The organism is Neisseria sp. P0001.S005, from assembly GCF_051963715.1.
On sequence record NZ_JBQCTZ010000118.1, the window covers coordinates 1 to 10,923 of the forward strand.

9 protein-coding genes are annotated in these 10,923 nt (G+C 52.0%); all 9 read right to left on the bottom strand.

Translation table 11 applies throughout. From position 1 onward, the window contains the following. Positions 1–172: 172 nt before the first annotated feature. A complete protein-coding gene (locus tag ACTHSP_RS13340; protein WP_314513209.1) occupies positions 173–1,162 on the bottom strand; it encodes an NAD(P)H-dependent glycerol-3-phosphate dehydrogenase in 990 nt (329 codons plus the stop codon). A gap of 135 nt (positions 1,163–1,297) precedes the next feature. After that, positions 1,298–3,457: a polysaccharide biosynthesis tyrosine autokinase gene (locus tag ACTHSP_RS13345; protein ID WP_440346254.1), complete on the bottom strand. Its 2,160-nt coding sequence runs from the start codon at positions 3,455–3,457 to the stop codon at positions 1,298–1,300. Between the two features lie 26 nt (positions 3,458–3,483). After that, the gene (locus ACTHSP_RS13350; protein ID WP_004520878.1) at positions 3,484–3,933 is read right to left on the bottom strand and encodes a low molecular weight protein-tyrosine-phosphatase; all 450 of its coding nucleotides are present in this window, start codon (positions 3,931–3,933) and stop codon (positions 3,484–3,486) included. A gap of 170 nt (positions 3,934–4,103) precedes the next feature. Further along, positions 4,104–5,231, bottom strand: a complete 1,128-nt coding sequence (locus ACTHSP_RS13355) for a polysaccharide export protein (RefSeq protein WP_314513205.1) — start codon at positions 5,229–5,231, stop codon at positions 4,104–4,106. A gap of 43 nt (positions 5,232–5,274) precedes the next feature. Next, complete coding sequence (locus tag ACTHSP_RS13360; protein WP_440346255.1) at positions 5,275–7,176, bottom strand: polysaccharide biosynthesis protein; 1,902 nt, start codon at positions 7,174–7,176, stop codon at positions 5,275–5,277. A 111-nt stretch (positions 7,177–7,287) separates the two neighbouring features. Then, positions 7,288–8,463: a DegT/DnrJ/EryC1/StrS family aminotransferase gene (locus ACTHSP_RS13365; protein WP_440346256.1), complete on the bottom strand. Its 1,176-nt coding sequence runs from the start codon at positions 8,461–8,463 to the stop codon at positions 7,288–7,290. Further along, positions 8,456–9,235, bottom strand: coding sequence for a methionyl-tRNA formyltransferase (locus tag ACTHSP_RS13370; RefSeq protein ID WP_049333556.1), 780 nt, complete (start codon positions 9,233–9,235; stop codon positions 8,456–8,458). Before ACTHSP_RS13370 ends, ACTHSP_RS13365 begins: the two co-directional genes overlap by 8 nt. A gap of 13 nt (positions 9,236–9,248) precedes the next feature. Then, positions 9,249–9,941: an HAD family hydrolase gene (locus ACTHSP_RS13375; RefSeq protein ID WP_049336949.1), complete on the bottom strand. Its 693-nt coding sequence runs from the start codon at positions 9,939–9,941 to the stop codon at positions 9,249–9,251. Beyond that, positions 9,934–10,908: an ATP-grasp domain-containing protein gene (locus ACTHSP_RS13380; RefSeq protein ID WP_314512694.1), complete on the bottom strand. Its 975-nt coding sequence runs from the start codon at positions 10,906–10,908 to the stop codon at positions 9,934–9,936. The genes ACTHSP_RS13375 and ACTHSP_RS13380 overlap by 8 nt, the downstream gene beginning before the upstream one ends. Positions 10,909–10,923: the final 15 nt, after the last annotated feature.

The following is a 10,923-nucleotide window of genomic DNA, read 5'->3' on the forward strand; positions in this document are numbered from 1 at the left end:
ATTTCTTCGTTGAGACGGCGGTTTTCTGAAACCAGCGTTTCAAATTTTTGGACAAGTTGGTAAACGTTGATTTCCAGATTGTTCAGTGATTGGTTCATGTGTTTCCCTTCAGACGGCCTTATAGCCGTCATATTGTGCGTCAGGCCGTCTGAATGGCAGACGGTGCGACCGTTTATTCGAAGCGAGCGCTTCGTTCCATCAGGCGTTCAACGACTTGCTGCGGCGTCATTTCTTTGCGGATGAGTTGCAGCAGGGTTTGAGTGATGGGCATATCGATTTGGTATTTGGCGGCGGTGTTGAAGACTTCTTCAATGGTGCTGACACCTTCAGAAACGTGGCCGATTTCGACAAGTACTTGATGCAATTCTTTGCCTTCTGCGAGGCCGAGGCCGACACGGCGGTTGCGTGAGAGTGCGCCGGTACAGGTCAGGATAAGGTCACCGATGCCTGCCAAACCCATCATGGTTTTGGGTTGTGCGCCCATGGCGATGGCAAGGCGGGTGATTTCGGCAAGGCCGCGTGTTACTAAGGCCGCACGTGCATTGAGGCCGTATTCGAGGCCGTCTGAAAGGCCGGTGGCAATCGCCATGACGTTTTTAACGGCACCGCCCACAGCGACGCCGATGACGTCGGTGCTGCCGTACAGGCGCATTACGTTGGTGTTCAGTTGGGCAGTGGTTTCTTCCACCCAGTCTTTGTTTTCGGAAGCAAGCACGACGGCGCAAGGCAGTTGGGCTGCAAGTTCTTGGGCAAAGCTCGGACCTGAGAGAACGCCGATTTTTTTATTGTTAGGCAGGACTTCTTTCAGTACTTGGAAAGTCAAGAGACCGGTATCTTGTTCAAAACCTTTGCAGGCGGCGAGAACGGGAATATCGGCTGCGTTATGCTGTTTGAGCAGTTCGGCGCTGCTTCTGAGGCCGGCTACGGAGGTAACGATCAGGGCAAGTTGGCTGTCTTTCAGCGCTTCACCCAAATCGGCGTGAACGGTCAGGTACTCAGGGAAAGGGAAGCCGGGCAGGCCGCGTTTGTTTTCGCGATCTGCCTGCAGGGTGCGGATTTGGTCGGGATTGCGTGTCCAAAGGGCAACTTCATTGTTGTGGTGCGCAAAGTGCAACGCGAGAGCTGTACCCCACGAACCTGCGCCGATGACGGTAATTTTCATGTTTCTCTTCCATATGGGAACGGGGCTTACTTTAAAACAAACGGCTTTGGGGTGCAAGGGCGGAGTTTGTGAAAAATATTTTGTGCCGTTTAAAAAGCCTTAGGCCGTCTGAAAGTTCAGACGGCCTGTTTCGGTTTATGATTTATTGTTACCGGAATGGTAGGCATCGTAGGCGTAGTAGTCGTAGCTGTTGTTGGCTTCGCGCTTCATGCCGTTGAGGACGACACCTTTGATGTTGATGTGGTTTTGTTTGAGGCGTTCGACGCTGGCTTCAAGCTCTCGTGCACGGGTGTGCGCATAACGGCTGATCATCAGGACGGTGCCTGCATGTTGGCCGATGATGACGGCATCGGTCACGGCCAATACGGGCGGCGTGTCCAAGATGACGTAATCGTAGCGTTGGCGCGCGTGGGCGAGCAACTCGTTGAAACGGTTGTCCATCAAAAGCTCGGACGGATTGCTGGGATAGCTGCCGCTGCTGATGAGGTGGAGGTTTTCAATGCCGGTCTCTTGTACGGCTTTGGCCGGAGCCGCTTTGCCGTTGAGGATGTCAGACAAGCCGAACTCGGGGGTAAGGCCGAAGAGTCGGTCAAGGTAGCCTTTGCGCATATCGGTATCGATAAGCAGGACGCGTTTGCCTGACTGCGCCATTACGGTGGCGAGGTTGGCGGAGATAAAGGATTTGCCTGCTTCAGGCGCGGCACCGGTAATCATGAGGACGTTGTTAGGCGCGTCCAGCATGGAGAAGTAGATATTGGTGCGCAGGGCGCGGATGGCTTCGACGGCCGTGTCGGCGCGGTCTTCGCTGGCCAGCAGATAGTTGGAACGGCCGCCGGTTTTCTTGAATTTGCTTTTGAAGAAGTCGCGTTTTTGCTGGGTTTTGGAGTGCGGAACAAGTGCGACGACTTCCAAATTGAGGTTTTCGATTTCTTCGGATGAAGTAATGCCGTTTTTCATGCGGTTGCGGATCATCAGCCACAAAGCGGTTAATGAACCTGCGGCAAGTGCGCTCAGGAGTGTGATGACGGCTTTGCGCGGTGCAACGGGGTTTTCAGGGACATAGGCATAATCGACGATGCGTACATTACCTTGCGCACTGGCTTTCATGATGTTGAGTTCTTGCTGTTTGCTCAACAGTTGGACGTAGGTAGCCTGGTTGGTTTCTACGTCGCGGGTCAGGCGGATAACTTCTTGTTGGGTGTTCGGCAACTCGGCGATTTGTTGATTAATTTTGTTTTTAGCGCGCTCGAGAACGGCAAGTTTGTCCAATACGGCTTTATAGGAAGGGTGTTCCGGCGTGTACAGCTCGGCTAAGCCTGCTTCTTCGGTTTTGAGCAGGGTAATTTGGGTTTCGATGCCGGTCAGGCTTTCCAATGCGCCTTTAGACTCGAGCGGAATGTCGAGAGAGCCTGATTGTTGGCGGTAGGCATTGAGTTTGTTTTCAGCGTCTTGCAAGGTTTCTTTCAAGCGTGGCAATTCTTCGCTGATGAAAGCCAAACCGCTGGATGCAACTTGAACGTCGCGTTCACGGTTTTGCGCAACGTAGTTGTCGGCAATGCTGTTGAGGATGACGCTGGTACGCTTAGGGTCGGTGCCGGTAAAGGCAAGGTTGATGATGGGGCTGGTTTTACCTTTGCTGATAACAGCCAGTTTGTTTTGGATGTTTTCGATCGCACTGATGCGGGAGAACTTGGTCAACGCAAATTCTTGACCCGGATTGGCCAAGATTTGATCAATTTTGAGGGTGGTGTGATTGTTGATTTTCAGAAGCAAGCCGACCTTGCCTTCGACGACGCGTTTGTCAGGCAGGGTAAGGGTATAGGCCTTGTTGCTTTTGGCGGTCAGCGTGAAGGTTTTGTTGAACCATTCGTCTTGTACGGTAAAGCTGCCGACGGTCAATTTAGGATCGGGGTCGCCGCTGATGTTGTGCATCAGGCTGCCGATAACGGGTGTGTATTTGGCTTTGACTTCTTGGTCAAGCTGAAGGTCGTCAACGGTTTTACCCAGCACCAAGCGTGATTGAACCAGCTCGACTTCTGCTTCAGACGGCGTGGTTTGGTTGTTGAAGATGCTGTTGATTTCGGTCAGGATTTGGTTTTGTCGCGTTTCAATTTCCAGCATGGCATCGGCACGGTATTGCGGAGTGGATGCCAGGCTGAAGGCTGCGCCAAGAATGCCGCCTGCAAGCAGGGCGGCGAGGATTTTGTATTTATTTGTCCAAATTACGCGCAGCTGTTGGCCGAAGTCGATGTCGTCGTTGTCTGCGCTGTAAGGTGTGTAGGTCGTTTTTTTCATTGCTTGCTTTCTTGTTCATGCCGGTTTTATACCGGTTGAGTTTTTCCGTTTAGTTTGGTTTTCCAAGTGTCTGCGGCAGCGTTGAGCTGTTCAAAAACGGCTTCAAACATTTCGCTGCTTTGTTTGTATGGGTCAGGTACGGTTTTTTTAGGCAACCATTGGGCAAACAGCATGGTTTTGCTGCGTGCCGGCGGATGGATGTCGGCCACCATGTCGATTTGACAGGGCTCCATGACGAGAATCAAATCGGCCTGTTCGCACATTTGGGCAGTCAGTTGGCGTGCCGTATGGCCTGCAACGATAACGCCGTGTTTGAGTGCGGTTTTAATGGCTTGGAAATCGGCATCCTTACCTGCCAGTGCTTTTATGCCGGCGCTGCTGATGCGGTGGCCGGGTAGTTTTTTCTGCATAATCCGCTCTGCGGTGGGGGAGCGGCAGATGTTGCCTAGGCAGACGATGAGTATGTTGTGGTACATGATATTGTTTCGGTTTATGGTCTGAAAAAAGCGTGAGTCAGACTATAAGGTACTGCTTTTCCGTTTGTGCGGTGTGTACGGCTTTTATATGCCGTTTATGTAATTTGGTCGGATTGTGCGTGATTTTGTATCCTGCTGTCAAACAAGGGTCTGACAGCAGGAACCACTGCTTATTTAAACGTATTGTCGAGGGTATTGACGTTGCTGATGGAGTTGGTAATTTGTGACATTACGCGGTTCCAACGGGTAACCGGGGCTGCGGTAACGTAAACGGTGTCTTCGGAGCGCAGTTTGAATTCGCTGCCCAGTGCGTAAGAAGTCGCATCTTTCAGGTTGAGCTGATAGATGTGGATAGGTTTGGCCGCATCTTCTGGTGCGCGGCGGATCACGAATACGCCGGTTGCATCAGCATAGTTTTGGTTCATGCCGCCGACTTCGCCGAGCGCTTGGGTCAGGTTGAGGCCGTGATTGCCGATCGGCAGGGTGGCTTGTTTGCCGACTTCACCCATGATGTAGATTTTATTGTTGCTGCTGTTAGGAACGTAAACGATGTCGCCATGGCTGAGGAGGTGGTTTTGCGACATATCGCCGTATTGCAGCATGTTTTGCAGGGAGATGGTGCGGTCGATGCCGTTGTGCGTCCATTTGATGTGCTGGGTATCGGCACTTTGGGTAACGCCGCCAGCCTGGTTGATGGCGTCCAAAATGGTCATCGGGATATTGGTAATCGGCAGCTGACCTGCTTGGTTGATGGCACCGGATACTGAAATGCGTTGCGAACGGAATTCGGTAACGTTGATGGCGACTTGAGGGTTTTTGATGTAGCGCCTTAGGAGGTTGGTTAAGATGTTTTGCAATTCGTCCAAAGTTTTGCCTTTGGCTTGAATTTTGCCTGCCAACGGGTAAGTGATATAACCGCCCTCATCTACCCAGGCACCGCGGCTGACTTGGTTAGTTTGCGGGTTGCTTTGCTGGATGGGAGAATTAAGGTCGGAGTGCGCCCAAACCATGATATTGAGGACGTCGCCACTGCCGATGCGGTAGCGGTAAGCGCTTTTGCTTTGCTCCAAGCCTTGGTTGGCTTGGGAAAGTACGGGTGGCGTGCGCATTTTTTCAATCAGGTTGGGCGTGATGGGGTAAACGGCAACACGGCTGTCGAGGTTGGTATCGGCGGCGGTGTCGGTATCGGTGTAAACAATGGTTTTGGTTCTGGTTTTGATGGTTGAACCGGGAATGACAGTCGTGCTGTTGCAGGCAGTCAGTGCGAATAGAGTAAGCAGGGAGAGCGTTTTTTTCATGTAGTAGTCCTTGCGGGATGGTGTCCGGGCCGTCTGAAAATGTTCAGATGGCCTTATTGTTTTGTTGCCAAACCAAGTCGCAGATACCGTCTTTAGATACGAAGCCTGTCGGTGCGCGCAGCAGAAGCTGGCGCAGGCTGTTTTGGTCGCTTTGGAGACAGGCAGTATGGAGTTCCGACAGTATGTCAGATAATTGCGTCCATGGAAGCATTACTTCACTGGCGGTCATAATACGGGGATGAGTGGTTTTTTGCACCTCATCACCGATGAGCAGTTCTTCATAAAGTTTCTCGCCTGGGCGCAGGCCGGTAATCTTGATTTCGATATCGCCGTGTGGGTGTTGCTCGTCTTTGACTTTGAGGCCGCTGAGGACAATCATTTGACGGGCAAGGTCGATGATTTTGACAGATTCGCCCATGTCGAGGACGAATACGTCGCCGCCTTTACCCATTGCGCCGGCTTGGATAACCAATTGCGCCGCTTCGGGAATGGTCATGAAGTAGCGGGTAATGTCTTGGTGGGTCAGGGTAATCGGGCCGCCTTCGGCAATTTGTTTTTCAAATACGGGGACAACGGAGCCGGACGAACCCAATACATTGCCGAAACGCACCATGCAGAAGCGTGTTTTTTGTTCCGGCTCGGCAGCAAGGGCTTGCAGGCAGAGTTCGGCCATGCGTTTGCTGGCGCCCATGGTATTGGTCGGACGGACGGCTTTGTCGGTGGAAATCAAAACAAAGGTGGAAACGCCTGCATCTACGGCAGCCTGCGCGCAGCAGAGTGTGCCGAATACGTTGTTTTGAATGCCTTCTATGGTGTTGAACTCAACCATAGGGACGTGTTTGTAGGCTGCGGCATGATAAACGGTGTCGACGTGATAGGCTTTCATGATGCTGCTAAGGCGTTCTTTGTTTTGAACCGAACCCAAAAGCGGTACGACTTCGACTTGGCTGCCTTGCACGGCTTGGGTTTCGCGCAATTCTTTGTCTATGCTGTATAGGGCAAATTCGGACAATTCAAACAACAGCAGTTTGGTCGGACGGCAGTTGAGAATCTGACGGCAAAGTTCGGAGCCGATAGAGCCGCCTGCACCGGTTACCATCACGACTTTGTCGCTGATGTCGGCACTCATCAATTCAGGGCGCGGTGCCACAGGGGCGCGGCCGAGCAAATCGACCACGGAGATTTTTTTCAATGAGCTGACGTTGATTTTGCCGTCGACCAAATCTTTCATGCCCGGAATGGTCAGGACTTCGCATTTGTATGCTTCGAGACGGCGGATGATGTCTTTGCGTTCTTCCGGCGTAGAACTTGGAATCGCCAGCAGAATTTTGCGGACGCCGTAGCGGCTGATCAGCATCGGGATTTCGTTGGGGTTGTAGACGGCAAGGTCATAGATGACGGTGCGTTGGATTTTCGGGTTGTCATCGACAAAGGCGATGGCTGAGTATTCATTAACCTGTTTGATGGCTTCCAGTAATTGGCGGCCGGATTGGCCTGCACCGTAGATGATGACGGGGATCATCTGTTTGCGGTGATGGTCGGTCAGAATCGCACGCAGGATCATACGCGAGCTGGTCACGCCGACCACCAAGACTAAGAAATAGACGATGGGCAGGGCAAGGTGTAGTTTTTGTTCAAAAATCAGGGTGGTCAGGCAGAACAAGACCGCTGAAATGATGCTGCCGAATGCGGCGGCGGTCAGGACGCGGATGCTGACGAAGCGCGTGACGGCGCGATAGAGGCCGATACGGATGAAAAGGATGATGGTCAGCACAGCGGTGCTGCCGAAAGCCAGCCAGTTGGCGATACTCAACCATTCGTCGGAGTATTGCACTTTAAGGCTTTGGGCAAACCAAAACGCCACGAAGATCATCAAGATATCGTGAATGACGAAGAAGGTTTTTTTTAGATTGCGCGGCAGAGCCAGCAGGGTTTCCAAGTTCATTTTATTTTTTACGTGTGTCTGAGTGTTGTAATGTGGCTTGGTACGGATTGTTTGAAGCAGGCTGTTTTGCTTTTTTCAGACGGCCCGAAGTTGCAGGCCGTCTGAAAATGATTATGCCGTGGCTTCAGTCAATACGGCTTCTATGTTTTCTTTGCAGAACGCAATTTCTTCATCGGTCAGGGTCGGGTGCACCAAGAACATCAGGCTGGTGTCGCCCAGTTGGACAGCGTTTTTCAGCCGCTCTTTCGGACGCCAAGGCGTGTTGTCAAAGGCTTTTTCCAAATACACTTCGGAGCAGCTGCCTTGATAGCAGGGGACTTTGCGCGCGTTCAGTTCGCTGACGATGCGGTCGCGCGTCCAGCCGTCTTTCAGGTGTTCGGGTTTGACGAAGGCGTAGAACTTGTATTGCGCGTGTTCGATGTAGTCGGCTACTTCAACCAAACGGATGCTGGCGAATTTGCCCAAGCTTTCGGCCAGTTTGGCGGCGTTTTCTTGGCGGCGCGCCGTCCATTCGGGCATGCGTTTGAGCTGGATGCGGCCGATGACGGCCTGCATTTCCAACATGCGCCAGTTGGTACCGAAGCTTTCGTGCAGCCAGCGGAAACCGGGTGCGTGTTCGCGGTGGTACACGGCGTCATAGCTTTTGCCGTGGTCTTTGTATGACCACATTTTGCTCCACAGCTCTTTGTCGTTGGTGGTGACCATGCCGCCTTCGCCGCCGGTGGTCATGATTTTGTCTTGGCAGAACGACCAAGCGCCGATGTGACCGATAGAGCCGACGGATTTGCCTTTGTATTTCGCACCGTGCGCTTGGGCGCAGTCTTCGATAACCCACAAGTTATGTTCTTTGGCCAAAGCCATGATGTCGTCCATTTCGGCAGGCATGCCGGCAAGGTGAACCACGATGATGGCTTTAGTGTTTGGTGTCAGCGCGGCTTTGATGGTTTCGGCGCTGATGTTTTGGCTGTTTAAATCGACATCGGCGAAAACCGGATTGGCACCGGCGGTCACGATGCAGGACGCTGAAGCCAAGAAGGTGCGCGAAGTGACAATCACATCATCGCCTTGGCCGATGCCCATTGCTTTGAGGGCTACGTCCAAAGCCAACGTACCGTTGGAAAGGGCGACGGCGTATTGCGTGCCGACAAAGGCAGCAAATTCTTTTTCAAATTCGCGACATTCCGTACCTGTCCAGTAGTTGACTTTGTTGGACAGCAGGACTTTGGAAACGGCATCGGCTTCTTCTTGAGTAAAGCTTGGCCATGGGGAGAGTGATGTATTAAGCATTTGTTTTTCCTGCGAAAAGACTGGTTGAGCCTTTGGGGGCGATTTCTTCCAGCAGTTGGCGGTTGATCAGGGTGTATTTCTGACCGTTGATTTCGACGTATGCGCCGTCGTAAGGGGGGAACCAGAAGGCGCGGATTTTCTTCTCGATATTGTCGCCGTCGAGGATTTGCTTCATGGCTTCCATTTCGTCGCGGCTGACGTAGCGGCCGCCGATGTTGGGTGTGGTCGGCAATTTGGTTTTCGACTCGATGGCGCGGGCGATGATGCGTTGTGCGAACGGCTCCAGCGCCTGCATGGTTTTGCGTTCGAGCGATTGGGCGGTTTCTGTTTCGGCGTCGATGGGGAAGCGGTCCACTTCGATGATTTCGCCTGTGTCGATGGAGGCATCGACGTAGTGGGCGGTGTTGCCCCATTGGTCCAGTTCGTCCATGATGGCTAAGTTGTAGCCGCCTGTGCCTTTGTATTCGGGCAACAGCGCAGGGTGGAAGTTGATCGTGCCCAAAGTCGGAATGCTCAGGAATTCATCACGCAGCTTGCGCCAGTAAAGGACGGATAAGCCCAAATCGTATTTCAGACGGCCTTCTCGCATTGCTTCCAAAGCCGTATCGAAGGTGTACAGGGGCAAGCCCAATTCCTGCGCGGCTGCCGTGGTCGGCGAGCCTTGCAGATGGCTGTCGGTCAAGACACCGACGATTTCGATATGGTCTTGTTTGGTCAAAAAACGAAGCAGGTTGGCGGAAACCTGTTTACGACCCATAAATAAGATTTTCATGGAGAAATGTCCCTTATGCATTTGCTTTTTCGGTGGCGGAAGTTGTCAGTGTAGTCAATTCTTCCAGGGTGTTTATCCAAAGGGTGGGCTGGTATTCACGGCCGTATTGCTCGGGCTCGGCTTGATGAATATTGTGCGGCTTAGGCATGATGCCTATGGAGAGCCAACCCAGTTTGTTGGGTGCGACAAAATCTTTTTTGATGTTGTCGCCGATGTAGATGAAACGTTTTGCAGCCGGATATTTGTTTTGCAGGAAAACAAAACGCTTATCGTCGGGTTTTTCCGATTGCATGGCTTCCGAAATCAAAATGTCGTCAAATAAATCGGTCAAACCCAAGGCCTGTATTTTCAAACGCTGTGTCAGACTGCGGCCGTCTGTAATCAGGGCGCGTGCGGCAAAAGGGCGCATCAGCTTCCGTAAAAAAGACGGTTCGACATAGGGTCGGATAACAGGCCTGTGTAGTCGATATTGCCACAAAAGTGATTGTTTCTCTAGTTCGTTTAATTTGCAATGATGACACAAATTGTCGAGCCAGTCTTTACTTTTATTGTCTGCAATTTCATTTAGTACGTCAGCATCGTATTGCGGGTAGAGCGACGTAATTATCCCTACAACTGCCTGTATTCCGGAGCATTTGTAGTCGTACTCAGAGTAAAGCGTATCGTCAAGATCAAAGACGATGACGGATTCTTCCGGCTTAATCATGTTCTCTTACCAAAACCTTAGCATCGTAACGAAGCATGATTAAATTGTTTTCCCAGTCGTCGGAGAAAGGGACGTCTTGGCCGCCGATATATTCTTGAATCAGCCAGCCCGGATAGTTGCCGCCTGCGGCGTAAGTCAACGGGAAACCGCCGCCGAAACGCGGGTTGATTTCCACGCCGTAGGTCGTACTGTCGGTTTTGCTGACGAAGAATTGCGCGGTAATGCAGCCGCGTGCGCCTTCCAATATGGCCATTTTTTCAACCAGCTCTTCATACAGGGCATTGCGTCGGGTTGCGCCTTTGCTGACTTCGCCGGTGCGCACTTCCAAACGTTCGCGAGGAATGGCGCATTTCAGACGGCCTTGACGGTCGTAATACATATCGACGGTAAACTCGGAGAAAGTATTCTCGATATCGATGTATTGGGCGAACATCATTTTCGGGTCTTCGGTAATGTCGACAGTCAAATCAGCCGGTGTGTTGATTTTTTTCGCACCGATGGCGCGGCTGCCGTCATAAGGCTTGGCAAAACATGGGAAAACTAAGCGGTCCCGTTCGTAAATTTCAGGCGAACGGATGCCGTATTGTGCAAACAGGCCTGCGGTCAGGCGCTTGTCGCGGCACAGGGTAATCAGTTTTGCATCCGAAATGACAATGTGTATTCCTTCAGCTTCAAAACGGTCACGTGCTTCGGCCAGTTTGAGTAGCTCGGTATCGATGGTTGGCACAATCAGACCGATGTTGTGTTGTTTGGCCAGCTCGAAAATGCTGTCAATGTATTCGGCTGCATCGATGCGCGGCACGCTGAAAGCGCGGTCGGCAACATGGCAGGCAGAAGACATGTGGGGGTTGAGGTCAGTGGCAAATACGCCGATGCCGTCTGAAAAACGTGCGGCTTCGGTTTGGAAGTCCTGCACCAATTCGACACGGCGACCTGCCGACAGAATCAGTATGTTATTTTTTTTCATCAGTTTTATTACCCG

What these genes read in the sequence shown, in the direction of transcription:
- ACTHSP_RS13360 (WP_440346255.1), bottom strand. Translation starts at nt 7,176, where the DNA reads ATGAACTTGGAAACCCTGCTGGCTCTGCCGCGCAATCTAAAAAAAACC.
- ACTHSP_RS13365 (WP_440346256.1), bottom strand. Translation starts at nt 8,463, where the DNA reads ATGCTTAATACATCACTCTCCCCATGGCCAAGCTTTACTCAAGAAGAA.
- ACTHSP_RS13375 (WP_049336949.1), bottom strand. Translation starts at nt 9,941, where the DNA reads ATGATTAAGCCGGAAGAATCCGTCATCGTCTTTGATCTTGACGATACG.
- ACTHSP_RS13350 (WP_004520878.1), bottom strand. Translation starts at nt 3,933, where the DNA reads ATGTACCACAACATACTCATCGTCTGCCTAGGCAACATCTGCCGCTCC.
- ACTHSP_RS13340 (WP_314513209.1), bottom strand. Translation starts at nt 1,162, where the DNA reads ATGAAAATTACCGTCATCGGCGCAGGTTCGTGGGGTACAGCTCTCGCG.
- ACTHSP_RS13345 (WP_440346254.1), bottom strand. Translation starts at nt 3,457, where the DNA reads ATGAAAAAAACGACCTACACACCTTACAGCGCAGACAACGACGACATC.
- ACTHSP_RS13380 (WP_314512694.1), bottom strand. Translation starts at nt 10,908, where the DNA reads ATGAAAAAAAATAACATACTGATTCTGTCGGCAGGTCGCCGTGTCGAA.
- ACTHSP_RS13355 (WP_314513205.1), bottom strand. Translation starts at nt 5,231, where the DNA reads ATGAAAAAAACGCTCTCCCTGCTTACTCTATTCGCACTGACTGCCTGC.
- ACTHSP_RS13370 (WP_049333556.1), bottom strand. Translation starts at nt 9,235, where the DNA reads ATGAAAATCTTATTTATGGGTCGTAAACAGGTTTCCGCCAACCTGCTT.